General features: G+C 70.4%; 20 protein-coding genes and 3 pseudogenes. 10 read left to right on the top strand and 13 right to left on the bottom strand.

The features are described 5' to 3' along the window. Positions 1-130 precede the first annotated feature (130 nt). The 4 genes from STRVI_RS19990 to STRVI_RS19975 all read left to right on the top strand — a co-directional run bounded on the left by STRVI_RS19990 (position 131) and on the right by STRVI_RS19975 (position 2,221). Complete coding sequence (locus STRVI_RS19990) at positions 131-478, top strand: nuclear transport factor 2 family protein (RefSeq protein WP_043236161.1); 348 nt, start codon at positions 131-133, stop codon at positions 476-478. Positions 479-862: 384 nt separating this feature from the next. Then, a complete protein-coding gene (locus tag STRVI_RS19985; protein ID WP_251982671.1) occupies positions 863-1,345 on the top strand; it encodes a hypothetical protein in 483 nt (160 codons plus the stop codon). 60 nt (positions 1,346-1,405) lie between these two features. Then, positions 1,406-1,816, top strand: a complete 411-nt coding sequence (locus STRVI_RS19980; protein WP_014057490.1) for a VOC family protein — start codon at positions 1,406-1,408, stop codon at positions 1,814-1,816. A gap of 108 nt (positions 1,817-1,924) precedes the next feature. Then, entirely contained in the window at positions 1,925-2,221 is a 297-nt protein-coding gene (locus STRVI_RS19975) for a hypothetical protein (RefSeq protein WP_014057489.1), read from the top strand. Positions 2,222-2,263: 42 nt separating this feature from the next. On the opposite strand, the gene STRVI_RS19970 is transcribed toward STRVI_RS19975, so the two are convergent. From STRVI_RS19970 to STRVI_RS19960, 4 genes and pseudogenes are all read right to left on the bottom strand, one after another. Further along, entirely contained in the window at positions 2,264-3,850 is a 1,587-nt protein-coding gene (locus STRVI_RS19970; RefSeq protein WP_014057488.1) for a Na+/H+ antiporter, read from the bottom strand. A gap of 410 nt (positions 3,851-4,260) precedes the next feature. Next, positions 4,261-4,704 (bottom strand): hypothetical protein, encoded by a 444-nt coding sequence (locus tag STRVI_RS52740; RefSeq protein WP_050993695.1) that lies wholly within the window; start codon positions 4,702-4,704, stop codon positions 4,261-4,263. Between the two features lie 88 nt (positions 4,705-4,792). After that, positions 4,793-5,734: pseudogene (locus STRVI_RS55975) on the bottom strand (ATP-binding cassette domain-containing protein); the annotation flags it as partial. 192 nt (positions 5,735-5,926) lie between these two features. Further along, positions 5,927-6,313, bottom strand: coding sequence for a winged helix-turn-helix transcriptional regulator (locus STRVI_RS19960; RefSeq protein WP_014057487.1), 387 nt, complete (start codon positions 6,311-6,313; stop codon positions 5,927-5,929). A 174-nt stretch (positions 6,314-6,487) separates the two neighbouring features. On the opposite strand from STRVI_RS19960, the gene STRVI_RS19955 reads away from it, so the two are divergent. Further along, positions 6,488-7,393, top strand: coding sequence for an NADP-dependent oxidoreductase (locus STRVI_RS19955; protein ID WP_043236159.1), 906 nt, complete (start codon positions 6,488-6,490; stop codon positions 7,391-7,393). Positions 7,394-7,574: 181 nt separating this feature from the next. Here the strand turns inward: STRVI_RS19955 and STRVI_RS19950 are convergent, their stop codons facing one another. The 3 genes from STRVI_RS19950 to STRVI_RS19940 form a co-directional block, all read right to left on the bottom strand. Continuing rightward, a complete protein-coding gene (locus STRVI_RS19950; RefSeq protein WP_014057485.1) occupies positions 7,575-8,741 on the bottom strand; it encodes an IS30 family transposase in 1,167 nt (388 codons plus the stop codon). A gap of 273 nt (positions 8,742-9,014) precedes the next feature. Further along, the gene (locus STRVI_RS50005; RefSeq protein ID WP_014057484.1) at positions 9,015-9,644 is read right to left on the bottom strand and encodes a hypothetical protein; all 630 of its coding nucleotides are present in this window, start codon (positions 9,642-9,644) and stop codon (positions 9,015-9,017) included. 108 nt (positions 9,645-9,752) lie between these two features. Continuing rightward, on the bottom strand, positions 9,753-11,012 hold the full coding sequence (locus STRVI_RS19940) for an ROK family transcriptional regulator (RefSeq protein ID WP_014057483.1): 1,260 nt from the start codon (positions 11,010-11,012) through the stop codon (positions 9,753-9,755). Positions 11,013-11,109: 97 nt separating this feature from the next. Between STRVI_RS19940 and STRVI_RS19935 the strand changes: the two genes are divergently transcribed. Continuing rightward, on the top strand, positions 11,110-11,655 hold the full coding sequence (locus tag STRVI_RS19935) for a sulfatase-like hydrolase/transferase (protein WP_078505287.1): 546 nt from the start codon (positions 11,110-11,112) through the stop codon (positions 11,653-11,655). Further along, positions 11,652-12,269 carry an NAD(P)/FAD-dependent oxidoreductase gene (locus STRVI_RS19930; protein WP_050993693.1) on the top strand — a complete coding sequence of 206 codons (618 nt, stop codon included), beginning with the start codon at positions 11,652-11,654 and terminating at the stop codon, positions 12,267-12,269. Before STRVI_RS19935 ends, STRVI_RS19930 begins: the two co-directional genes overlap by 4 nt. A gap of 113 nt (positions 12,270-12,382) precedes the next feature. Here STRVI_RS19930 and STRVI_RS19925 read toward each other — a convergent pair whose 3' ends face one another. From STRVI_RS19925 to STRVI_RS19910, 4 genes are all read right to left on the bottom strand, one after another. Then, complete coding sequence (locus STRVI_RS19925) at positions 12,383-13,597, bottom strand: SGNH/GDSL hydrolase family protein (protein WP_014057482.1); 1,215 nt, start codon at positions 13,595-13,597, stop codon at positions 12,383-12,385. Next, a complete protein-coding gene (locus tag STRVI_RS19920; protein ID WP_014057481.1) occupies positions 13,594-16,005 on the bottom strand; it encodes a glycosyl hydrolase family 95 catalytic domain-containing protein in 2,412 nt (803 codons plus the stop codon). The genes STRVI_RS19925 and STRVI_RS19920 overlap by 4 nt, the downstream gene beginning before the upstream one ends. Positions 16,006-16,064: 59 nt before the next feature. Beyond that, positions 16,065-17,894, bottom strand: coding sequence for an alpha-galactosidase D (locus STRVI_RS19915; protein ID WP_014057480.1), 1,830 nt, complete (start codon positions 17,892-17,894; stop codon positions 16,065-16,067). Positions 17,895-18,212: 318 nt separating this feature from the next. Continuing rightward, positions 18,213-19,436 (bottom strand): ROK family transcriptional regulator, encoded by a 1,224-nt coding sequence (locus STRVI_RS19910; protein ID WP_014057479.1) that lies wholly within the window; start codon positions 19,434-19,436, stop codon positions 18,213-18,215. Positions 19,437-19,666: 230 nt separating this feature from the next. Between STRVI_RS19910 and STRVI_RS19905 the strand changes: the two genes are divergently transcribed. Continuing rightward, the gene (locus STRVI_RS19905; protein WP_014057477.1) at positions 19,667-21,802 is read left to right on the top strand and encodes an alpha-galactosidase; all 2,136 of its coding nucleotides are present in this window, start codon (positions 19,667-19,669) and stop codon (positions 21,800-21,802) included. A gap of 47 nt (positions 21,803-21,849) precedes the next feature. Here the strand turns inward: STRVI_RS19905 and STRVI_RS19900 are convergent, their stop codons facing one another. Further along, entirely contained in the window at positions 21,850-22,701 is an 852-nt protein-coding gene (locus STRVI_RS19900; protein ID WP_014057476.1) for a LysR family transcriptional regulator, read from the bottom strand. Between the two features lie 110 nt (positions 22,702-22,811). Between STRVI_RS19900 and STRVI_RS19895 the strand changes: the two genes are divergently transcribed. Further along, on the top strand, positions 22,812-23,297 hold the full coding sequence (locus STRVI_RS19895; RefSeq protein WP_014057475.1) for a cupin domain-containing protein: 486 nt from the start codon (positions 22,812-22,814) through the stop codon (positions 23,295-23,297). Further along, positions 23,294-23,473 (top strand): annotated as a pseudogene (locus STRVI_RS19890) (DoxX family protein); the annotation flags it as partial. The gene STRVI_RS19895 and the pseudogene STRVI_RS19890, both read left to right, overlap by 4 nt. Before the next feature lie 43 nt (positions 23,474-23,516). On the opposite strand, the pseudogene STRVI_RS19885 reads toward STRVI_RS19890, so the two are convergent. Then, positions 23,517-25,402 (bottom strand): annotated as a pseudogene (locus tag STRVI_RS19885) (LamG-like jellyroll fold domain-containing protein). Positions 25,403-25,566: the final 164 nt, after the last annotated feature.

Here is a 25,566-nt window from a genome sequence, read left to right as displayed (position 1 = left end):
AGACTCCACAATAGGCGGCGCTTGCAATGAACCGCGTATGCAATTATTTTCTCCGGAGTCACGCCCAGTGGGCGGCGCGCGTTCCCACCGACAGGGAGCGCGCATACCCGAGAACGGAATGGTTGCAGCGATGACCCGGACACCCGAACAGATCTTCCACGACCACGGCCGAGCGCTCGGCTCGGGAGACCTGGACAGGATCAGCGCCAACTACGCCGAGGATGCGGTCTTTGTCACCCCCTCCGGCGTGCTGCGGGGACGCGAGGGAGTGAAGCAGGGCATCGGCACCCTGCTCGGCGATCTGCCAAACGCCGCATGGGACCTGAAGCCTCAGTTCGCGGATGACGTTCTCTTTCTCGAATGGTCGGCCACCACCGGCCACGCACGAGTGGAGGACGGAGTCGACACCTTCGTCTTCCGCGACGGCCTCATCCAGGCCCAGACCGTGCGCTACACCCTGGTCGCCCAAAACGGCTGAGCCACGGGACAGGGTTGGCGTGGAGCGCGGTTCCGCACTGCGGTGGATGCGGTGAGTGGCGAGGTGAGCGGCTCGGTCGTGCAGCCGGTAGCGGTGTGACGTGCGGCCATCCCCGGGGCCGGTCAGGACCGGATGCCTGAGGCAGGGCTGAAGGTACGGATGCCGTTTGAGACTTCAAGAATACCCGGATACAGTACGACGGCTCCGCTCCCCCACCGCATTCGACATCCACGCCAAGAGGTGGTTGACATGCGCGCGACGCATTTAGCTGAAGGTTGTACGGTCCTGATAGAGGATCAGGCGCTTGATGAATTCCTCGAGGTGGCCGTCGGTGAATACCAACGCATCACCTCCGAAACACCACTGCCGTGCTTCGCTCTCCTCGTGGGTTCGGCGAACCATGCGACATTCACGGTCGAGCGCGTCGCGTTCGGCCGCAATGCCCGTACCACCGACCCGGCCGCGCGCCGTGAGTTCACCGAGTCGATCGTGCCACTCTTCGGCCCGGCGTACGAGAACGAGACACGCGGCTGGTGGATCGACTCCCACGACCTGCTCAAGGCCTCGCGCGAGGCCGAGGCCGACGGTCTGGAGATCCTGGGGTCCGTGCACATGCACCCCGACTGGCATCGCATAGGCCCGCCGGAGGAGCGGAAACTCATCCTCAGCGAGCGCCCCACCCCGATGGATCAGCACGTCTTCGGCAACACCGGCTGGCCCGTCAACCTCATCTGCTACCTGGAACGTCGCGGCGATGTCATGTACCACGCCCTCGCCGCCTGGGCGCCGCCCTCGCCCGAGAACCCTCACCAGCCGTGCGCTGAACTGCCCCTGCGGATACGGACCAACGCCGTGGTGGCGGTGTGACGCCGATGACCACGACCGACCGGCCACTCCCCCGGCTGCCGAGAACCGAAGGAATCGCCCATGTCTGACGCGCCCACCTCGGACAGGCCCAAACTGCGGCATCTGGCCATCGTCGCCCGTGACCCCGAGAAGCTGGCCGAGTTCTACAGCGACATCTTCGGCATGGAGCTCTTCCACCGGGACCCCGATGGCAGTTGCTTCCTCTCCGACGGCTATCTCAGCCTCGCCCTGATCAAGCATCAGCTCGACGGCGACACCCCCGTGGGCATGAACCACTTCGGATTCCATGTCGCCGACACATCCGAGATATCCGCGGCTCTGGTCGCCGCGGGCGCCGACGAGCCCGCCGAGCGCTTCACCAACCGTCCCTTCGCCGAGTATCGGGCCATGGACCCGGAGGGCAACTGGTTCGACCTCTCCGCGCACGGCTTCGGCGGTCCCCGCCCGGCAGCCGGAGCGGACAAGGAGTAACGGGGGCGAGGGGGGCCGGGATTCACTCCTGTCCCCCTCCTCCGCCGACCGCACGGACACCCGTGAAACGACTGCGAACGGCCCCCGCTCGCTGGTGGGATGGCCCCCATGGATATCACTGCGCCGGATGGGAACCACTGCGGTGACGGGGCCACAGGGGACCAGCCGGTCGGATGCACGGGTATCAGGATCGGCGGATTCGAGCGGTGCCTCGGGCACCTCGGCCAAGAGGAGCGCCACGCCTGCCTCGCGACCCTGACACCCGGGGACGTGATCGTGCCGACCGGCGGCGCCCACCCCTACGGCTTCGAAGTCGAACCGGGCAGCAACGTGGCCTTCCTGCACACCGGTGACACCGGCAACCTGTTCGAGATCCCGGAAGTCGTCGGCAACGTGGCGGTGTGACAAGCCGCTGCCGCACCGGGCGATCCGTCCGGCCGCCGGCGGCTACGGCGGCCGACCGGTGAAGGCACGCAGGGCCAGCTCGATCCTGATCTCCTCGGTGTCCAGCAGCGACTGCAGCCGGCGCAGAACGATGTCGTCGATGCTGCGCTGGTCCCGCAGGCGGATCAGGGCGCTGCGTTCGACGCCGATCAGGGCGCGGCGCAGTTCGAGCCCGGCCCGTACACCGGTGTCCTCGGTATCCGGTGGTCCCGCCTTTTCGGCGGCGTACTGGCGCAGTTCGCTCAGGATGGCGTCGGCGGTCTCCGGCGGCGTTTTCAGACGCCTGGCGTGGTCGGGAAGGGCCTCCAGCGCGGCGGCGATGATCTGGCGATGGGCGCGGCGTTCCTCGGCGGTCTCGTCGGGATCGCCGTGCAGTCCCGACCAGCGGATCACCGCGGGCATCGTCGTCCCCTGGAGGACCAGCGTGACCAGGATGACGGTTACGGCGGTGAAGACCAGCAGGCCGTGTCCCGCGAGCGGCTGCCCCGTCGCGGTGGCGGTCGGGACGGCGAGTGCGGCCGCGAGCGAGACGGCACCGCGCACCCCGCTCCAGGCGACCGGGAACCTCTGCCGGGCGCCGTAGCGCAGCGTGCGCTGGACCGGGCGGCGGTCGATGACGCGGATGAGGTAGGGCACCGAGTACAGCCACAGCAGTCGGGTGGCGATCACTACGCCGCTGACCAGCGAGGCGGTGATGACCGCGTGTCCCGGGGAGACGGAGCCGATCCCGCTGACGATGGCGGGCGTCTGGACGCCGACCAGGACGAAGAGGGCGCTGTTGAGGAGGGAGGTGCTCACCTCCCAGAACGAGATGATCTGCACTCTGGAGCCCGCGCTGATCACCTTGGGACCCGCCTGGCTGAGGATGAGACCGCAGGTGACCACCGCCAGAACGCCGGAGACGCCCAGCACTTGTGCGGGCAGATAGGTGGCGAACGGGGTGAGTACGCCCAAGGCGTTCTCCACACTGCGGTCACGCAACCGCCTGCGCAGGGCCACGACGACGGCGGCGCATCCGCAACCGATCGCGGCACCGCCCGCGTAGGCGAGCAGGAATCGCACGGCGGTGTCCGTCCAGGTGACGGACAGCCCCTTTACGGCGACGCCGATCACCACGGCGTAGAGGGTGAGTGCGGTGCCGTCGTTGATCAGGCTCTCCGCCCGGAGGATGGTCCGGATCCGGCGGGGCAGCCCACGGGCGACCGTCGCCACGGCGATGGCGTCCGTGGGGGCGACGACGGCACCGAGGACAAAGGCGAGTGGCCAGGAAAGGCCCAGCGCGTGCCCCACCGAGGCCACGGCGGCGGCGGTGGCCAGCACCAGACCGGTCGCGAGCAGCACAATGCCGCGCACGTTCGTCCGGATCTCACGGAGGGAGGTGGTCAGCGACTCCCAGTAGAGCAGTGGGGGCAGGAACAGCAGCAGGACCACCTCGGGCGGCAGGGCCGGCCCGCGGAAGTCGGGGATCAGGCCGATCAGGCAGCCGCCCGCCACCAGCATGACCGGCTCGTTCCAGCGCAGGCGGCGAGCCAGCCACGTCATGGTCAGTACCGCCGCGAGCACCACCACGACGACTTCGAGGCCACGCATCCGGTACCGCCTTCCCGATGGGAGCGTGGTACGGGCCACGCCCCGGGAAGCCTGCCACCTGGAATCCGGTCGGGGTCGCGCCCGACCACCGCCGAATGAGTGCTCCGACCTGCGACTTCCGCCAACCGGAGCACTCGCTCACACGGATGTGTGACTGCGTGCGGGGAGATGGCCGCGTCCAGCATGTCTGCGGTTTCCCGGTCGTCTTCGATCAGTAGCAGCGTTGTCTGATCCGCAGTCGACCGGTCCATATCGGCTGGGTAGATCATTCGCTCATCTTGACAGTCCGGATGTGGGCGCAGCGCGTCGTATCTCGGCCGTCGGGCAACGGGTCCAAAGCGCTTCAGAACCCTCGCGATGGAGCCGGAGTCACCCCATCGCGCTGCCGGGCCGGCCGGCGCGCGGCGGACTCATAACCGGCGAAGGCGGGGAGCGGGGAGCCGCTTCGCGGCAACGGCGGCCGGGTGCCGTGCCGCGGATCGGGGTTGATCTTCTCGCAGCGACCGTACCAGGGCAGCAGTCGGGCGCAGGGCTGCGGGGCCGACCGGTGACTCCTCGGCCACCTCCCGGGCCAGCGCCCGCACCAGGTCGTTGAGGTGGTAGCGGCCGGGGCTCGGGGAGGTCAGCAGCCGGGCGTCGACCAGCCGTTCCAGGGTGTCCTGCGCCTGGTGGACCCGGCAATTCAGCATGACCGCCACCGGCTCGGGGGTGACCTCGGCGGTATCCAGCAGGCCCAGAGCACGGAAGGGGGGCGTGGGGGACCGGCCCCGCCGCTGGGTCGAGGTGGGTGGACTGGGCGCGCAGAGCAGCGTACTCGGAGCGCAGACCAGCGCGTACGGTGAGATCGCCGACACGCAACTCGTCCAATAATCGACCGGACGAGGTGAGTCGTTCGGCCATGTCGTCGAGCGACCACTGCTCCCGGGCCAGACAGCGCGCGCCGGCTATGCGGATCGCCAGCGGCAGCCCGGCGCAGACGGAGGCGATCCGCCGGGCCGCGCATGGCTCATCCCGCACGCGCTGATGACCGACGACGCCGCCCAGCAGTTCCAGCGACGCGCGCTCAGGGAGCGGGTTCAGCGTGAAGGCGCACGCCCCCTCCAGATCCGCCCGATGGTTACGGCTGGTGATGATCAGCCGACTGCCGCCGCTCCCCGGGATCAGGCCGCGGACCTGGGCGGCGTCGAGGGCATCGTCGAGAACGACGAGCATCTTGCGGCCAGCGATCAACGACCGGTACAGGTACGCCCGTTCGGCCAGGCCCTGCGGAACGGCCGACCGGGGCAGTCCCAGATCCGTCAGGAACCCGGCCAGTACGTCGGCGGCAGAGGCCGGCTGCTCGTCGGCACCCCGCAGTTCGGCGAAGAGCTGACCGTCCTCGAATGTGTCGCGCAAGCCATGGGCCAGGTGCCGGGCCAGTGCGCTCTTGCCGACGCCGGACCCGCCGGTAAGGGCCACGATCGCGGCGCCGCCCGGGTCCGACACCGGGGAGCACAACAGGGAACGGAGCGCCGCGGACTCATCGGCTCGTCCGACGAAGGTCGTGGGAGCCACCGCGAGCTGCGCCGGCCGTGGCCGGTTCCCGGAAAGCCGGGCAACACTCAGGCGCTTCGCGGCGGACGGCTGCGGCTCGTCGTCGCTCAGCACCCGCTGCTGCATGCCACGTTCTCCCGGCCGGTGAGCCCGGCATCGGGCCGACAGCTGCTGCGGTACGTAGCCCAGCAGCCGGCGGACCGCCATCCGCTCCTTCGCCGCGTCGTGCCCGAACACCCGCACCATCCGGGCGGGGACCGGCAGCAGTGTGGTGATGCAGCGGATCGCGGTGGTCTTGCCCGCTCCGTTGGGTCCGAGCAGCCCGAAGACCTCGCCCGCCCGGACCGACAGCTCCAGGTCGTCGACCGCCTTGGTCTCCCCGAACGCGGTCGTTCAGCAGCTGAGCCGGCTTCACCGAGACCTCCGACATCTTCACTGCGGGCGGCGGCTACGGCTGGGCCGCGGACACCGCTGTTGGCGATTCCCCGAGTCAACGCAGAGGTGCGGCTCGTCCGGTGCGGCACGCGCCAACGCAGGTTCGAGTCAGCCGATGGAGGAGATGCCGCCCTCGCCGCCATCGCGGGCGTCGAGCAGTTCGTCCCAGTGCTCGGCCGCCCATCGGCACGCGGTGGCCAGCGGCTCCAGCAAGCTGCGGCCCAACGGTGTCAGCGCGTACTCCACCCGCAGTTTCGGGTCGGCGTGCACCGTGCGTGACACGAACCCGTTCCGCTCCAAGCCGCGGAGCGACTGGGTGAGGGCCTTCGGGGTGACGCGGCCCAGTGGCACGCGGAGTTCGGAGTATCTGCGCGGGCCGTCCTCCAGGCAGCGGAGGACCATGGGTGCCCATTTGTCACCGAAGCGGAAAGGCAGCATCGAGGACGGGCACAGCTCGTCGAACAAGTCGGGGGGCAGCGGTGGCCGTTGCGTCATCGAGGGTCTCCTGTCTCCGGTCTTGGTATCCAGCTGGTAACCAACCTTCTGGATATGTTCCGGAGCATCGACTCAACGGGAGGTATTCCGACGATGGGCAGGATCGTGGTTTTCGGGGGCGGGTGGCCGCCCGCCTGCTCGGCAACCTCACCGATAAAGGAAAGGCAGGACATTATGCGTGCAGCCCGCTTCCATGAATACGGCGGAGCGGAGAGCCTGGTGATCGAGCAGGCCTCCGACCCCCACCCCGGACTTGGTGAGATCCGTGTCCGCGTCGCGGCGGCCAGCGTCAATCCCATCGACTGGAAGCTGCGCGCCGGCGCCCTGCACCAGCTGATTCCCCTGGAGCTACCCGCCATTCCCGGGCGCGACGCCGCCGGCGTGGTCGACGAAATCGGTGACGGAGTGCAGGGGGTGAGCATCGGCGACCGCGTCTTCGGGCTGGGCGGTGTCACCGGCGCAACCGCAGAGCTGGTCATCCTCTCGGCCTGGGCCCACGTGCCCGACACGTGGAACGATGAGCAGGCTGCGGGCGCCGGTCTCGCGTCCGTGACCGCGATGCGTGGCCTGAACGTGCTCGGCTCCCTCGCGGGGCGCACCCTTCTCGTCGAGGGCGCCGCCGGAGGCGTGGGCAGCGCGGCAGTCGAGATCGCTGGGGCACGAGGTGCCACCGTGATCGGGACAGCCAGCGAACGAAACCACGAGTTCCTCATCTCTCTCGGCGCCGTTCCCACCACCTACGGCCCCGGCCTCGCGCAGCGCCTGTCCGCTCTCGCTCCGCACGGCGTCGACATCGCGCTCGACACCGCGGCCTCCGGATCCCTGGACGACCTCGTCGCGATCACGGGCGACCCGACGCGCGTCGCGACGGTCGCCGACCACGCAGGCGGGCAGCGCCTGGGCACGCATGTGGTCAACGCGGAGAACGACTCCACCCTCCTGTCCGCGGCCGCGGAGCTGGGCCGGCAAGGCCGCTACACACCCCGTATCGAACAGACCTACCCCCTGGAGCGGATCGCCGACGCCCACGCGCACGCCGAGCGCGGACGCACACGCGGAAAGATCGTGATCTGCATCTGAAGCGGGGGCATGGCACAGATGCGCCGGCCCGCCAAGCGATGATCTTGGTGGGCTGGCGCTGACTGCTCAGCGCTGGACGTCTGCCACTGACGGATGCGTGGGTCCGACGGGAAAGCGACACGGGACGCCCCTGATCAGCAGTCGAGGCCGGGCCCGAAAGCGTCGGCAAAGGACGGCGAGCTCAAGCGGTCAGCGCATCACCGCTGTTCAGGAGGTCAGCGTAGACCTCTGCCGGAGTGCGGTACCCGTGGGTCTTGCGTGGGCGATGGTTGAGCTCGTGGGCGATGGCGTCCAGGTCGGCCTGGCTGAACGTGCGGAGGTCCGCGCCCTTGGGCAGGTACTGCCGAAGCAGTCGGTTGGTGTTCTCGTTGGTGCCGCGCTGCCACGGGCTGCGCGGCTTGCAGAGGTAGATCGGCATCCCGGTCCCGGCGGTGATGGCCTGGTGCTCGGCCATCTCCCGGCCCCGGTCCCAGGTGAGCGTTCGTCGTAGCTGGGGCGGGATGCCGAGGAGACTCCTGGTGAGGTGCGGAGTGACCTGCTCAGCCTTGATGCCGTCCGGCAGCGCGACGATGGCCGTGTAGCGGCTGGTGCGCTCGACGAGCGTGGCGACGGCCGAGGGCCGGGTGCCCATCACGAGGTCGCCCTCCCAGTGGCCGGGAACCTTCCGGTCCTCGACCTCGGTGGGGCGCGCGGTGATGGATACCATGCCGCGGATGATGCCCCGCCCGGTGGGCCGGCGGGCGATCTTCGGTCGGCGCATGGGTCTTCCTGACCGCAGCCGCTGGGTGAGGCTGAGGTCGATCGCCTGACGCCGGCGAGGGTCGTAGAGCGAGAGGTAGATCGCTTCGTGCGAGATCTGCATGGAGGCGTCACCAGGAAACTGCCGTCGCAGCCATCCTGCGATCTGCTCGGGTGACCAGCACAGAGCCAGCTTGGCTTCCACCAGGGCGCGCAGAGCGGGCCGTTGGGCGAGCTTGACCTGCTTGGGTCGGCGCCCGCGCGTGTAGGCGGCCGCATCGGCCGAGGCGGCTCGGTAGCGGTCCCGGCCGCCGTTGCGGGCGACCTCGCGGGAGACGGTCGAAGGGGATCGGCCCAGCCGCTTCGCCAGCTGCCGGGCCGATTCCCCGGCGGCGATGCCGCGGAATATCTCCTCGCGCTCGCTGCCGCTCAGATGCCGCTCTGACCGCGTCTGCGGGGTGAGGCGGACGCCGCCGCTCTGGTACAGGAAACGGCGGGCGTGCTGCATCGGTGCCCCGAGTGCCCGCCCGATCAAGCTGAACGACTGCCCCTCACGCCAGCGTCTCCAGACCTCATCCTGCTGAGCCGGTGAAAACCCGTAGTCACGCACCTGTGCCTCCACGATCACATGATCATCCGAAGGTGGTGCGTTGATCACTTGAGGGTGCCACCGTCTGCCGACACTGCGGCCGGTGATCACGAACCGGCAGGTGAGCACTGTCGACAACTCGCGTCGGAAATCAACGTCGACGAACGGTCGACCCTGAAGCTCCCCCGGGGGGCCACTTCTCAGGATCGACGCGAGACCATGATCAAGTCCTTAGCGTTCAATCCAGCAGCATTACCGACCGGACCCCGGTTTCCCGCGGCAGCCATCGCCGCGTCAGCCGACGGAAAGACCCAGATCCGTGACATACCAGCGACCGTCCACGACGGCGGCCTCGACCCTGACACCGATCTGGTCCTCCTTCACTCCGGTGGAGTTCGACAGGACGATGGCCTTCAACGTCTGGCCGTCCACGGTGATCCGCTCGCCGTCGACCGTCGCCTTGTTGTCCGCGACCGGGACCTCGGCAACCTTCACCGTCGGGGGATTGTTCGGCTGATCAGGGGCGAACGAGGCGTGCAGGCGGTGTATTTGCTGCTTCATCTGCTGGGCTTGCGGTGTGTCGCCGCCGCACATCGCCGCCGTGTTGGGCTTCGCGGGAGTCCCGCCGGTGCCCGATGTCGCCATGACCAAGCAGGCCTTCTTGGGACGGTCCTGTACGACCGCGGTGACCCAGGTGGCCACCGCCTCCTGCACCGTGGACTGACCACCGGGGCGCCCCTTCGGGGAGGGGGTGGGTTCAGCGGTCGAGGCGGTCGGGGCGGCCGAGGCCGAGCCGTCCTGGCCCTTCGACTTCGTGGAGTCCGAGTCCTTCGAACACCCCGTGAGGGCCGGCGCCGCGGCCAGCAGCACACATACACCGACGATCCAGCCGGCAGCCGTCTTCTTGGGCATCGCGGTTTTCATTCGGTTCACGCTCTCTGGTAGTTCATCATCGGTCAGAGCCCCGGATGGTCCTCATCGCCATCCTCGTGTGGCCGAATACTCGGCCCCGGTGGGGCGGTCGGCAGTAAGTCAGGCCGCCCTGGGGGCGGGGGCGAGTGGGTCGAGGAAGTCCGTCTCGGCCGTGTCGAGGGCGAGGCGTACGGCACCGGTGACCACGGCATGCTCGCGCAACGGCGAGGCTTCGACACGGGGGACGCGCGGGACGAGTTCGGTCAGCCGGCGCCGCAGCGGCGGCAGCAGAACGTCTCCCGCTCCCGCCACGGCGCCGGTGACCACCACCAGTTCGGGGGCGAGCAGCATCGTCAGCGTGGCGATCGCGCGGGCGGCCGCCTCCAGCCCCTCCTCCAGGGCCCGGGCGGCGCCGAGGTCGCCCCGGCGGACGGCCTCGAAGACATCCCTCGCGCTCACGCGGCGCGGGTCCGCGTCGGTCAGAGTGCGCAGCTCGGCGCCCGGTATGCCGGGGCGCGGCGGTGTGCCGGGGGCCGCCACCTTGGCGAGCAGCGACGCTCCCCGCTCCCGGACGGATCTCGCGATGCCGTCGTCGCGGGAGTAGTCACCCATCAGGGACAGGAAACCGAGGTCCCGGGCGCTGTTGGCCTGGCCGCGCACCAGGGTGCCGCCGGTGCACATGCCCACCCCCAGCCTCTCCCCCGCCAGCAGACAGACGACATCCTGGGAGGTGCCCGCGCAGCCTCGCCAGCGCTCGCCGATGAGGGCCAGGTTGCAGTCGTTCTCCACGCACACCCGCGCGGAGAAGTCCCGGGCCAGCGCGGCGCGGAGGTCGACCCCGAGGAACCCCGGGATGCCGGTGCGCTGCTGTACGACGCCGTCGGCGTCGACGGGGCCGCTGGTGCCGACGCAGACCGCCAGTACCTGCTCATCGCGCAGCCCGGCGGTCCGCACCACCTCGACGGCGAGCTTCCGCACCCGCGTGATGCGCTGTTCCGGGCGGACCGATGGGTCACCGAACGCGATCCGCGCCTCGGCGACGAAAGCTCCCCGCAGATCGGCTACGACGACGCGGACACTGTGTGCGCCGATGTCGATGCCCAGGACATGACCGGCGGCCGCCGCGAACGAGAAGACCCTCGATGGCCGACCGCGCCCGGAGAGACGCCCATCGACGCGATCGGTGCTCTCCCGGACCCAGCCGAGCTCGACGAGGTGGTGCGCGGCGGCGTGCACGGTGGGCCGCGACATGCCCGTGGCATCCACCAAGTCGCCGGAGGACATCTCCGCCCGGTTCGCGGGGCGTTCCCGCAGCTTTGCCAGGATGCGGGCGGCGTTGACCCTCCGGGCCAGGGCGGATGTAGCGATATCGCCCGGCATCTGCTGCGGCACTCCTCTCGACTGCGCGCTGAGGACATTGACGAGTACGGGATCTTGACCCCGGCGCGCGCGGCCTGGAAGTCAGCGCACGGCTTAAATAAAATACTCTCATAAAAAGGGAAGCGGCAGCTCAACCACAGGTGTTCAGTCCGTACGACGGCCGGTCCTCGACCGCCTTGCCGCCGAGGGCGTGAGCGTGGACCGCTCCTTCGCCTGTCAGCCCGTGTGCGCGCCCTCCCGCGCCAGCCTCCGGACCGGCCAGTACCCGACCACCACCGGTGTCTTCCGCAACGGTCTTGCCCTCCCCCGGGACACTCCGGCCCTGGCCCGCTCCTTCCGGGACGCGGGCTATGCCACCGGCTACATCGGCAAGTGGCATCTCGCCGGTGACCACACCGCCGGGGCGGTGCCGGAGGAGGACCGGGCCGGATACGAACACTGGCTCGCCGCCAACCTGCTGGAATTCACCTCGGACGCCTACGAGACCACGCTGTACGACGGCAGCGGCACCCCGCACCGCTTCGAGGGCTACCGCGCCGACGCGCTCGGCTCCGCCGCGATCGACTTCATCGACCACGCCCGGGACCGCGACCACGACCAGGACGTGGACCTGGACCGGCCGGCCCGGCGGGAACGGCCGTGATCTGCGCCGACGGCGGCCGCTACCCGGCGGACACGGTGGTGAGCTGCGCGGGCCGGTGGACACAGAAGGTGGCCGAGCTGGCGGGTGCGTACGTCCCCATGGCGGACCCGGATCTCGCGGGCTCGGCGACGGTCGGCTTCCTCGCCACCACCGCACCGACGGCCGCGCGCCTGGCCCGCGTGCTGACCGGCCCGCGGCTCAACGTCCGCCCCGACGGCGGTGGCCGTCTGCTGCTCCAGGCCCTGGACCTGGACGCCTCCGCGGACCCCGCCAAGCCGTACGCGCCCGATGGTGAGATCGCCACCGACATGCTGGCCCGTCTGCCCGAGGTGCTGAACGCCGCGGAGGGCACCGTCGTGGAGAAGGTCCGGGTCGGCCAACGCGCCATGCCGGGCGACGGTTTCACGGTGGCAGGCTTCCCCGCCTCCGACGTTCCGTTCTACGTGGTGGCGACCCACAGCGGCATCACCCTGGCCCCGCTGCTCGGCCACCTGGTCGCGGACGAGCTCTACGGCCATGAGTCCCCCCTGCTGAAGGACTTCCGGCCGGGCCGCTCCACCTCGGGCGAGGTCCTGCCCCCGCCGCCTCCGGCACGCCGCCCGGGCGAGCAGTGAGACGGGCGCGCCGGTCCTCCGCGACGGCAGGGGCATGACCGGCGCAGCCCTTCGCGCCGGGTGGCCGGGCGCGGTGTTCCACCGGCCGCGCCCGGCCGCCCAGTGGCCCGTGTTCAGCCCGTGGAGCGCGGGCCGTCGGCGCAGTCGAGTGCGGCAAGGTCGACGGCGTCGGCCATCGCCTGCATCCCCTTGTCGTTGGGGTGCAGATGATCGCCGTTGTCGAGGAACGGCAGCACCCGCTCGGGGTCGTAGGGGCTGCGCAGGACGCGGTCGAAGTCGGTGACCGCGTCGAACTCGCCGCTGCTGCGGACGAAGGCGTTGACGTCCTGGCGTACCCGCTCGGCGGCCGCGTCCCATTCGGACCAGCCCTTGAAGGGGCCCACAGTGGCGCCGACCACGCACTTACCGGCCGCGTGCGCCCGGGCGATGATCCGGCGGTAGCCGTCGATCATGTCCGCGGCGGTGACGCCGGTGTGCGCCTTGATGTCGTTGACCCCCTCGAAGAGGAACACGGTCCGCACGCCCGGGAGGGACAGGACATCGCGGTCGAGCCGGTTCAGGGCGCTCTGCCCGGCGCCGTCGGCGAGGACCTTGTTGCCGGAGATCCCCTCGTTCGCCACTCCCCTGACGCCGGTGGCCGCCTTCTGCAACCGGCGCGCGAGGTAGTCGGGCCAGCGGCGGTTGAGGTCGGTGGTGGACTGCCAGCCGTCGGTGATGGAGTCGCCGAGCGCCACCACGGCACCGGGGGCGGCGGATGTGCGGACGGTGGCGGCGTCGAGGTAGAACCAGGAGCCGGTGGTGTCCGTCCAGTGCGTGGCGCTCTCCTCTCCCGTGTGATCGCCCTGGGTCGTGTACGACGTCTGCATCGCCATCCCGTGCCCCGTGGCCGGACCGGCGGCGTCGGGGGTGTGGAGGCTGACGACCAGGTTGGTCGCGGCGGGCAGACCGTCGGGCAGGGCGTCGCTGAGCACGGTCTCGCCCGCCGGGATGGTGACGGTGTGCCCGCCGCCGAAGGTCAGCCGCCGGTTGCTGCCCGGCTTCAGCTCGGCACCCGACTTCTGGACGCCGGCGTAGACACTGTCGAGGGTCAGCGGCCGGTCGCCGAAGGCGTTGGAGAGGCGGATGCGTAGATCGCTCCCGCCGACACTGGTGTGCACGACCATCCGGTACCCGCGGTCCGCTGTCCCGTCCCCCAGCCGATCCGCGCTCGCCGCCCAGGTGACGACGTCGTGCCGGCTGCCCGCCGCCTCGGCCGGGGTGGCGTGGAGGGCGGCGGCCGCGAGCAGTGCGGCGGCCACGCCGCCGAGGGCGGCGCGGCGGGCCGTCATCGGGCGAGGCCCTTCAACGTGAGGGACTCGCCGGGCGCCAGGCGGATCGTACGGGAGGTGCCACCGTGGGCCACCGTCGTGGTGCGGCCGCCGACACTGTGGATCCGGACCGACGTCGGCACCCCCTGCTTCCAGTGCAGATCGACGACGAAGCCGCCGCGCGCGGCCAGTCCCGTGACCGAGCCGGACGCGGACCAGGCGTCGGGCAGGGCGGGGAGCAGTTCCAGGTGGCCGGGGCGGGAGTACAGCAGCATCTCGCTGATGGCGGCCGGGGTGCCGAAGTTGGCGTCGATCTGGAAGATGCCACGGCCCTTCTCGACCTCGTAGATGTCGAAGAGGTTGAACGCGGTGCCGTTGCTGCCGTCGGTGGAGGGCCGGAGGTTGTTGGCGATGAGCTGGTATGCCTTGTCGGCGTTCTTCAGCCGCGCCCAGCACAGGGCGCGCCAGGCGTTGGCCCAGCCGAAGCTGTTCATACCGCGCGCGGTGAGCAGGGCGGTGGCCCCGTCCACGATCTCCTGGGGAGTGGAGCCGTCGGGGCGGATGCGGTCGCCGGGGAACAGGCCGATCAGGGCGGACAGATGGCGGTGGGTGGTCTCGCCGAGGTTGTCGGGGGACATCCACTCCTGGAGCCATCCGGTCTTCGGGCTCACCTCCGGCAGGTACAGCTTCTCGCGCAGCGAGGCGATCGTGGCCGCGTAGCCGGTGTCCTTCTTCAGCTCGGCGGCCGCGGCGGCGAAGTTGCCGAACAGCGCCCACACCAGTTCCTGGGAGTAGGTGTTGCCCTTGGCGTCCTGCGGGCCGTGTTCGGGCGACCAGTCGCTGTCGTCGATCAGCACCTCCTTTGAGGTGCCGGGGAGGGTGGTGGTGAGCAGCCGCGCCTCCCAGAACTCGCAGGCGCCCTTGAGCAGCGGGTAGATCTTCGCCAGATACGCCCGCGACTGGGTGTACTCGTAGTGCTCGTACAGGCTGTTGCTCAGCCAGGCATTGCCCGCGGGATGCCACCACCAGCCGCTTCCACCGTGGATGTTGGTGGAGAAGGCCACGGCCCAGCCGCCGACCTTCCCGGTGGAGTTGCGGTAGCGGTTGCGCGGGTCGTTGAAGAGGTCGTGGGTGAGCTCGGCCCAGGACGGAAGCTGGGCCAGGCAGTAGTCGGCGAAGGCGTCGAAGCAGGAGGACAGGCCCGCCCGGTCGGCCATCCAGTAGTTCATCTGGATGTTGATGTCGGTGTGGTAGTCGCCCATCCAGTCCGGGTCGTTGCCGTCCAGCCACAGGCCCTGGAGGTTCAGGGGAAGGCTGTCGCGCGAGCCGGAGATCATCAGGTAACGGCTGTACTGGAGGTAGGCGGCCTCCAGTTCGGGGTCGGGCTCACCGTCCCGGGCGCGTGCCGTGAGCCGCTCCCAGGTGTCCAGGGATCGCTGGGCGTCCGTGGAGGTGCCGAGTGAGAGGGCGAACTTCTCGTACAAGCCGCGGTAGTCGGCGATGTGGGTGCGCCGCAGGGTGTCCGCCGAGTGCCGGGCGGCGGCGCGGACCTTCGTACGGGCCAGCTTCTCGGGGTCGAGGGAGGGGTCGCGGTACTCACGGTCGGCGTCGGGCACGTAGTTGGTGCCACCGCTGACCACCACCGTGAGGTCCTCGCAGCCGGAGAAGTCGATGCGCGTGCCGTTGACGCGGACCCGGCCGCCGCTGCCGTATGCCGTGACCGCCGCGCCGTACCGCAGGCCGCCCGGGAAGGACGCGCCGAACGACTCGGCGCTCGAGGGCTTTTCGCCATGGGTGCCCCCCAGAGTGAGGGTGCCGGTGTAGTGGCCGCCGCCGCTCTGTGTGAAGTGCAGGACGATCGCGTCGTCGGGGTGGCTGGCGAAGACCTGGCGCCGGTAGGTGACACCGGAGCGGACGTAGGAGCTGGTGACCAGTCCCTGTGCGAGGTCGAGGGTGCGGCGGTAGCCGTTGACACCGGACAGGTCGTGGTCGGGGATGTCCACGGTGAGCCGGGCGAGCAGGGTGAAGGAGCCGAAGTCGCCGCGTCCGTAGGGGAATTGGCCGTCGGCGTCGAGGGCGTCGTTGAGGCCGCCGGTCCACATCGTGGCGTCGGTGATCAGCAGCAGTTCGCGGCCGGGGTCGTTGCTCGCGAGGGCGCCGAGGCGGCCGTTGCCGACCGGCAGGCCCTGCTCGATCAGGGAGCCCTCGTCGCCGGGGGCCTGCCACCACAGTTGGTCGTGTGATGTGCCGGTGAGCGGCGGGGTGTCGGCCGGGCGCCGGGGTGCGGCGGAGGCGGTGAAGGCGGGCAGGGCACCGAGGGCGGCGGTAAGTCCGGCCGTCGCCGCGAGGGACAGCGCGGTTCTTCTGCTGGGGTCACTGCCGGGGGCTCTGCTGGGGTCACTGCCGGCGTCGGTCGGGCGGGGGTTCATGGCGGCTCCAGGCGTCTGAGATCGGCACGGGAGCCCGGCCGGGGCCGGGCCCCCGGGGTTCAGAAGGACTTCGGTACGTCGATCCGGTCGATGTCCGGCGCGTAGCCGGAACCGCTGTCGAAGGTGACGGTGTTGGAGCCGGCCTTGAGCGCCACCGGTACGTGGACACTGCTGACGGTGGACCAGTCGCCGGTCGAGGGGAAGGCGTGGCTCGTGGCGCCGCCCCCGTTGGCCGAGACGGCGACGGAGCGGGCGTCACCGCTGATGTAGGCGACCTTGATCTGGTAGGTGCCGGCCTTGTCGACGACGACGTTGTTGAGGGTCAGCTTGCCGCCGGTATAGAGGTTGCCGACCTTGTGGCCGTCGGAGCAGGCCGGGCAGTCGGCGACGGAGGCGTTGCCGCTGAGGGTGTTCGCGGACGACTCGGCCTCGATGGCGGTCCAGGTGAGCGCGTCGCCGCGCGGGGTGACCGTGAAGAGGCGGGAGCCGTGGGCGGGCAGGGCCTGGGTGATCCTGTCCTTGTGACTGCCGAGGCTCTCGTGGTTCCACAGATCCCGGACCGCGGCCTTGCCGGTGAAGCCGAGCGTCGACCAGTCGGCGGTCACCGAGGCCGGTTTGCCGGCGAGGTTGAAGAGGGCGACCGTGTAGGTGCCGTCGTGGTTCTTCGCGGCCCACACCTGCTGTGGGTCGGACGGTGTGACCGGCTTCGCGGGCGCGTCGCCGCCCTGGTTGACGGCGATGACCTCGCGGTTGGTCAGCAGGGACAGGCCGTAGGAGTCCAGCCTGGTCAGGTCGTCGCCGGTGTAGAGCGGCGACTTGGCGATGGCCCACAACGTGGCGTAGCTCTGCCGCTCGGCCTTGGTCAGGCCGTCCATCTCGCCGTTGCCCACGTCGAGGGAGTCGAGGTCGTTCCAGCCACCGGGGGCTGCGTGCCCGGCCCAGGCAGGGGCGTCACTCCACCGGTCGTCCACGGAGTTTTCCCAGCTCACGAGCGTGTTGCAGTAGCACTCGACGTCGGTGTCGATGCGCCAGCCGTTGGAGTACTTCTTCCAGTCGGCGGCGTGTCCGATGTCCAGGGACCAGGACAGCTCCAGGTGGATCGGACGGCCGGTGGCGGCGATCGCCTTCTGCCAGGCGGCCACGTCGGCGACGTTGTTGTAGTTGTCGCCACTCTTGAAAGAGCCCGGGCCCACACCGTCGAGCTTGAGGAAGTCATAGCCCCAGTCTGCGAACAGCCGCGCCTGGGAGTCGATGTACTTCTGTGCGCACGGATTGGAGAAATCAATCTTGTACGCACTGTCCCAGCCATTGGTGGTGCGCAGGTCGTCGTAGACGATGTCGGCGGTGGTGCAGCCCTCGGCCTTCCAGATCGGCACCTTGCCCCCGCCGTACGCCTCCTTCTCCAGGCCGACGGGCAGGTAGATACCGGCCTTGAGACCCTTGGAGTGGATATGGTCGGCGACCGACTTCATGCCGCTGGGGAAGCGCACCGGATCGGCCTTCTGCCGGCCGTACTCGTCGAACTCGGGCGTCCACGCGTAGTTGCGCCACCAGCCCGCGTCGATGTTGACGTACTCGTAGCCGTACTTCTTCAGCTTGGCGGCCATGGCGTCGGTCTGCTTGAGGACGTTCGCCTCGGTGAGGTAGCTGTAGTCGCCGTTCGGGTTGAGGCCCGGGTACTTCGATGACTGCATGCTCCAACTGGTCCAGCCCATATAGGGCTTGGCGGCGACAGCGCCCGGGTCCGCCGAGGATGCCGGGGTGGCCTTGTTGTCGTCGGGCTGTGCCTGCGCCGCGGGGACGGCGGTGGCGAAGCCCGCGGCGAGGGCCATGACGACGATGGTTCTCAGACCGTGTACGGGCATGAGGGCGTACGAGGATGACCGCATGGGTCCTACCTCCTGGAGGTGTGGAACGGGGAAGGGGTGGCGGGGAGACGCGGCGGGGTTCGGGGATACTGCGGCGAGGGCTCGGCCCTGCCCGAACCGAGGGTGAGTGCGCCGATGAACGGGCGCCGGGGCAGGCGACATGGTGGGGCTCGCGGCCGTTCGGGGAACGACGGCGCGATCGGGGCGGGGACGGGCAGCCGGACGAAGACGGGCGGGGCGATCAGCGGCGGTGATGACGACCGCGAGGGAGAGGCGGTCGCCGCGTCCGCGACGGCAGCGGGAGCGGGTCGCGGAGTGCACGGTGTTTCTCGGTGCGGTTCAGGCGTGCTGCGTCATGGCTGCTCCTCGTATGCGCTGGTTGTTGTGCTGGTTCGGGTCCGACCGGATGAAGGACTGGATGGCGGTGGCCGCGGCGCCGCGGGCCCATTCGTCGAAGGGCAGCGGCCGGGTCCGCACATCGCACTGCGCCGCGGAGCCGAAGGCCGCCGCGGCGAAGGCGGCACGGATGTGGTCGGCGAACAGGTCGTAGGCGGCCAGGCCCTCACCGGAGATGATCACGCGTTCGGGGCCGAGCAGATTGGCCACGGTGGCGATGCCACGGCCGATGGCGTCGCCCGCCCGTGCGTAGATCTCCCGCGCCCCGGCGACACCGTCGTGGGCCAGTCCGGCGGCTTGGACCGCGTCGGCCACCTGGACCCCCGTGGCCGCGCGCATCTGACGGACGATGGCGTCGTCGCTCGCGATGGCCTCCAGACAGCCACGGTTGCCGCAGTGGCAGTGGGGGCCCGCCGGGTCGACGGTGACGTGTCCGATCTCGCCGGCCACACCGTGGGCGCCGGCGACCACTCTGCCGTGGACCACGAGGCCGCAGCCGATGCCCGCGCCGACCGTCACGACGGCGAAGCCGGACAGTCCCACGCCCGCCCCGAACCACTGCTCGGCCACGGTCAGCGCGCGCACGTCGTTGTCGACGGTCACCGGCAGCCCCGTGGTCATGGCGACGAGTTCGGCGAGCGGCACATCGCGCCATTCCAGGAAGGGCGAGTAGCGCACGACGCCCTCGGCCCGGTCCACATCGCCGGAGACGGCCATGCCCAGACCCGCGACGCGCACGCCGAGGCCGTCCGCCTCGATGAGCAGCTCCCGTACGAGTTCGGTGGCCGACCCCAGCACCGCCTTGGGGTCCCGGGCGGCGAGGGGGATGTGCCGGGCGACCAGGATCCGGCAGCACAGGTCGGTGAGCACACCGATGAGCTTGTCTCCGGTCACCTTGACCCCGATGAACAGCGCCCGGCCGCCGTCCACCCGCACCAGGTTCGCGGGCCGCCCGAGCGCCGGGCGCGCGTCCTCGTCCACGTCCTCCACCAGGTAGCCGGCCTCGATCAGGGGACGGACCGCCTTGGTGACGGCAGCGGCCGACAGCCCCGCCCGCCGGGCCACTTCCATACGGGTGAGAGGGCCCTGGGACAGGACCGTGGTGAAGATCTGCGCGGCGGCCGACGTGTTCGCGGGGAACGACTCGACGGCAGGGGGCGAGGACATGGCCGGGAACCTAGGCTCCTTATTTTCCGCTGTCAATGAAAGAAGCAGGAATCTCCTGAGGATTGCCTGTGAGCCCCGATCTCGGCTCCAAAGCCAGCCACACACGGGGTGTTGACATGCGATCGAAGGTCTCGTTGGCTTACGGGGCGATCCTCATCGCACTCACCGAGCGCTTCGCATCCGCGGGCGGCACCCGCCGCTCCCCCGTCGTCTCCCGAACGTGAGGCCCGATGCCGACGATCTCCCGTGCCCCGGACACCGGGGTCTGGCTGCTGACCACTCCCCGTACGTCATACGCCCTGCGTATCGACGAAACGGGCGCGCCCTGCCACCTCGCATGGGGGCCGCGGCTAAGGCTGCGGGAGGCGGAGGAGCTGGTCGTGCCCGCCGGGGAGGCGGCGAGCAGCTTCGAGGGACGGCCCGCGGTGGGCGAGGAACTGCCGGTCGACGGCGGCACCCGCTACGGCACGCCCTCCCTCCAGGTCCGCTACGCGGACGGCTCCCGCGCCTTCGAGTGGCAGCCGACCGGACACCGCGTCCGCACGCCGTCCGACGGCGTCCGCGAACTCTCGCTGGAATTCCGCGACCGCCACTACCCGCTGCGCGTCGCCCTGTACTACAGGGTTCGGGACGACACGGATGTCATCGAGCGCTGGACGGTGCTGAGCAACGACGGGGACCAGCAGCTCAGCCTGATGCGGGCCGACTCGGCCGCCTGGTCCCTGCCGGCGACGGCCGACTACCGGCTCAGTCATGTCACCGGCCAGTGGTCCGCGGAGAGCCAACTGCGCCGCGAACACCTGCCGTACGGGGAGACCGCGCTGACCAGCCGGCGTGGCATCACCAGCCACCACGCCGCTCCCTGGGTGATGGTGGACGCGGGCGACGCCACCGAGGAGTACGGCCGGGTGTTCGGCGCGGCCCTGGCCTGGAGCGGGAGTTGGCGCATCACCGTTCAGCGCACACCGGACGGACGCGCCGGGTTCTCCGGCGGCGCCGGCCACGAGGGCACCTGCGTGCCGCTCGCGCCGGGCGAGGAATTCGCCACCCCCGTGTTCGCCGGGCTGTTCACGGACGGCGGGTTCGGCGCGGCGAGCCGGGCCTGGCACGCGTACACACTGCGCCACGTCCTGCCGCACGGGCATGAGGTGGCGCCGGTGCTCTACAACTCCTGGGAGGCCACCGGCTTCGACGTGGACGAGGCGAACCAGAAGGCGCTGGCCGAGCGGGCCGCCGCCCTGGGCGTGGAGCTGTACGTCGTCGACGACGGCTGGTTCGGGGCCCGGCGCAGCGACCACGCGGGGCTCGGCGACTGGACCCCCGCCCAGGACCGCTTCCCCGAGGGCCTGGGCCCCCTGGCCGACACGGTGCACCGCCTGGGCATGCGCTTCGGCATCTGGGTGGAGCCGGAGATGGTCAATCCCGACAGCGACCTCTACCGCGCGCACCCGGACTGGGTCCTGCACACCCCCGGCCGGGCCCGCAGCGAGCTGCGCAACCAGCTCGTCCTGAACTTCGCCCGCGACGATGTCGCCGACTGGGCGTACGGCTGGCTGACCCGGCTGGTCACGGACCACGGCATCGACTTCCTCAAGTGGGACATGAACCGCGCCTTCAGCGAGGCCGGCTGGCCCGGCCCACCGGACGGCCACGACCGGCTGTGGACGGGCTATGTGGCCAATCTGTACGGCGTCCTCGACCGGCTGCGGGCCGACCATGCCGGGCTGCGCATCGAGACCTGCAGCGGCGGTGGCGGACGCGTGGACCTCGGCATCCTCACCCGCACCGACCAGGCGTGGGTGTCGGACAACACCGATGCGGTCGACCGCCTGGTCATCCAGCACGGCTTCGGTCAGCTCCACCCGGCGCGCACGATGTCCGCGTGGGTGACCGACGTACCCCATCAACTCACCTCCCGCACCGTGCCGTTGCGGTTCCGCTTCCACGTGGCGATGTGCGGGCTGCTGGGCATCGGCGGCGATCTGGCCCGCTGGTCCGAGGCGGAACTCGCCGAGGGCGCCGAGCTGGTGGCCGAGTACAAGCGGGTGCGCCACCTGGTCCAGCACGGCGCCCTGTACCGGCTGTCCGGGCCGCACGGCGAGCTGCCGACGGTGGTGCAGTACGCCGCCGAGGACGCCGCCGAGACCCTGGTACTGGCCTGGCAGCGCGGCCCGCGCCACGGAGTCCCGCGGCTGCCGGTACGGCTGCGCGGCCTCACCCCCGGCGCCCGCTACCGCGACACCCGCACCGGTGAGGTGCACCATGCCACCGTGCTCGCCGAGTACGGATTCCACCCGGACCTCCGGCCCGGCGACTGGGCCAGCACAGCCCTACACCTGGTCAGGGTGGAGCAGGACGATGACTGACACCGCCGGCGTGTCGCACCGGCCGTAGTCGGTGACCCGCCGGGGGCTCAGTCGCGGTAGGCGGCGATGGCGATCTGGACGAAGGAGCGGATCAGTGGATTCGTGTCGTCCTCGTTCCACGCCGCCACCACCCGGCTCGGCGGCATGTCGGTCAGCGGCACCACGGCGAGCCCCGCCGCCGGTTGATGGTCCACGAGGGTCATGCCGACCGTGCCGTTCCACAGAACGGCCTGCAGGCATTCCTGGACGGCGCGCACCACCGGGCCCACGCGGGGTTCCCCTCCGTTCCAGTACGACTGCCAGAGCGGGTCGGTGCCCGCCGGGAACCGGAACCAGCGGCGGTCGGCGAGGTCGGCCAGTTTCAGACTGTCGTGGCGGGCCAGCGGATCGTCGGTGCGCAGCAGCGCACCCACCGGGTCGGTGCGCAACTCGTGCACGGCCAGGCCGGTCTCGTCGAACGGCCCGCGGGTCAGGGCGATGTCGACCAGTCCGGCGTGCAGCCCGCAGGTGGGATCGGTCAGGTCGGTCTCGCGGATATGGACCTCGACGCCCGGGTGCCGCCGGTTGTAGGCGGCGGCCAGCCGGGCCGCGCCCGGGTCGGCGCTGTCGCCCAGGAGGCCCACGGTGAGGGTGGCGGCGCCGGCCGCTGCGGCCACGCGCACGCGTACCCGGTCGGCCTGGTCGAGCAGGGCGCGCGCCTCATCCAGCAGCACCGCCCCCACCGGAGTGAGCGCGACACCGACGGACGATCGGCGAAGCAGCGCGGCACCGAGCTCGGTCTCCAACTGCTTGATCGCCCGGCTCAGTGGCGGCTGGCTCATATGCAGCCGGATGGCCGCCCGGCCGAAGTGGAGTTCCTCGGCGACCGCCACGAAATAGCGCAGTGTCCGTAGCTCCATGGTGGAACGATACCCATGCGGTATCGACAGCACAGCATGGGTCTTGGACAGTCGCCGCGTCCGGGCACTGGAATCGACGCGTGACTGATGAACCGAAGACCAGCGAGCCGATGACCGACCCCGCCGTATCGGTGGTCGGCCCGGGCGACGGCGAGACGATCGTCCTGGGCACCACGCGACTGCGCATCCTCGAGGACGGCGGCAACACCGGGCACCGGCTCGGGATCGCCGAATCCGTCCTCGCGCCGCACACCCCCGGACCCCCGCAGCACCGCCACGCCGAGCACGACGAGGGTTTCTACGTCATCTCCGGTACGGTGCGGTTCACGGTCGGAGAACAGGACTACGACGCGGCCGCGGGCACGCTCGTGATGGTCCCGCCCGGTGCCCCGCACACCTTTGCCAACATGACCGACCAACCGGCCGTCATGCTCAGCACGTTCACACCAGACCTGTATGTGCGGTACTTCCGGGACCTGCGGGACATGATCGCCGGCGGCCAGGCGCTGACCCCGCAGGCGAACATCCAGGTGATGCGCCGTTACGCCACCGAGCCCGCCACCGACTTCGATCAGAAGACGGAGTCGGCATCGTGAACGTCGCCTATGGGATCGTCGCCGGTCTGCTCGCCCTCTTCCACCTCTACGGGGGCGGGGTGAAGGTGGTCCGCAGCCGTGAGCGGCTCCGGCCGATGATGGCCTGGGTGGACACCTCGCCGATGCCGGCCGTCAGGGCCATCGGGGTGCTCGAGGTGCGGGGCTCCGGGGGACTCCAGGAAGGCCCGGGCGGGCCGCTGGAGCCCCCGGAGCCCTTGATCAGGAGGACATGAAGTCGCGCACCGGGAGGGCCCGGTCCACGAGGCGGACGTCGCCCATCCAGCCATGCATGATCTGGTCGATCTTCCCGCCGTACTCATAGCCGCCCAGCAGCCAGGGCAGCCCGAGGGTGGTGAGACCGGTCGCCGGGGTCGAGGGATTGCGCGCCACCGGGCAGCCGTTCACATACAGCGTGGTGTGTCGTCCGTCGTTCACCACCGCCGCATGCCACCAGGTGTTCAGCGGCAGCTCATGGCTCCAGTTGGTGACCGCGCCGTCCTGGTTCAGCGGATAGACGGCCCACTGGAACGCATGGCCGTCGGACAGCGAGAGGGTGACCACCGGCTCCTCCGCGTCACCGCCGGTCTTTCCGGCGTCGCCGCTGCGGCCCCGTCGGCTGAGCAGCGCGGACCAGGCGTTGCGTCCGCTGTCCCAGTCGGCGGGCATTTTGAGGAACGCCTCGACGGTGTAACCGGAGCGGAAGGAAGCGCCGTTCAACGGGGCGCCGTCGGCGGTCCGCAGATAGGCGCCGCGCAGCGGGGACTTGTCGCGTGGAAGAGCAGGCTGCCGTGTCCCGGCTGGTCAGGATGGTGGTCATCGGACCAGGTGAGGGCGTCGGCGGGGCTGCCGGGGACGGTGACCTTGGTGAGGTGGTTGCCACGGCCCGAGTGATCGGTGATCCGGACGGCGTCCTCGACGGGCGCGCCGTCCCGGCCGCCCTGATCGAATCGCCAGTAGGCCACCGTACCGGGGATCACCAGCCGGGAGGCGGGCCGGGCCGGCCGCGACGCGACCGGGGCGAACCCGGCGAAGCGCTGCTCGAAGTCGATCGGGACGCTGAAGTAGTCCTGGGGACCGGTGCGTTCGATCTCGCCGCGCTCCAGCTCGTTGAGGTGGTCATCGGCGCGGTCCAGGATCCACGGGGAGAGCGTCCGGACGTCGATGGTGTGGCGGGCCAGGTCGAACTGGTAGAGGCGGATCATCCCGGCGCCACCGTAGTAGCGGTCCTGGTAGTTGGTGATGTGCAGATGGACGTCGTGGCCCGCGGTGTTCTTGCGGATGGTGCGGGCCGGCGGCCAGTAGTGGCCGTTGAGGGTCAGGAATATCTGGTCGTGGTCGGCGATCAGTTCGTCCCACAGCCACTGTCCATGGTCGGAGAAGCTCGCCTCCTCGCCCTCGTGGTCCGCGTAGACCAGCTCATGGGTGGTGAGGATGACCGGAGTCCTGGGGTGTTTCGCGATGACCTCCCGGGCCCAGGCGATGCCCTTCGCGGAAGGGCGCCAGTCCAGGGCGAGCACCAGCCACTCCCGGCCCGCGGCGGAGAAGGTGTGGTACGTGTTGTAGCCGTCCGGGCTGGCGCCGCGGAACGAGGGCGAGGAGCGGAACCGCCGGGGGCCGAAGGCGTCCAGGTAGGGCGTGCGGCCCCGCTGGTCGTCGGTGGACGAGTCGAGGTCGTGGTTTCCGGCCACCACGCTGTAGGCGGCGCCTCGCTCGTCCAGGAGGCGGAACGCCCGGCCGATCGGTCCGAATTCGGTGACCTTCCCATGCTCGGTGAGGTCGCCCAGGTGGGACAGGAAGACGATGTTCTCCTCGCGCGCGTGGTTGAGGAGATAGCGGAAGGACGCCTCCACCGGGGCAGGGTGGATGCTCTCGCCGTCGAAGAGGTACTGGGTGTCCGGCATGACGGCGAGGGTGAATCTGGGGCTTTCGGGGTCGGGGTGCCAGGCGGGTGCGCCGGTGGCGCCGGAGGCCGGTGCGGCAGCGGCGGGCGGCGCCACCTCCAGACCGGTCATGGCCACGCCCGCGCCCGCGAGTCCGGTGGTGCGCAGAAAGGTACGGCGGCGGGTTCCGGGCTGCGGCTCATGGGTCTGATGGGGGCTGCACATGCGCTTGCTCCACACGGTGGGAGGGAGGGGATCGAGCGCACGTTATGAGGCCCATGAGTGCAAACACAGGAAGATGTCCGGCAACGGACGGGGAAGAGCACATGAATGACCTCCCCTCCGCGTGTGTGAGGCCGGGCAGCGCCGAGCGGCTGCCCGTCGCGGGC

Source organism: Streptomyces violaceusniger Tu 4113 (assembly GCF_000147815.2).
GTDB classification, from domain to species: domain Bacteria; phylum Actinomycetota; class Actinomycetes; order Streptomycetales; family Streptomycetaceae; genus Streptomyces; species Streptomyces violaceusniger_A.
This window is presented reverse-complemented; position numbering and strand designations above follow the sequence as displayed.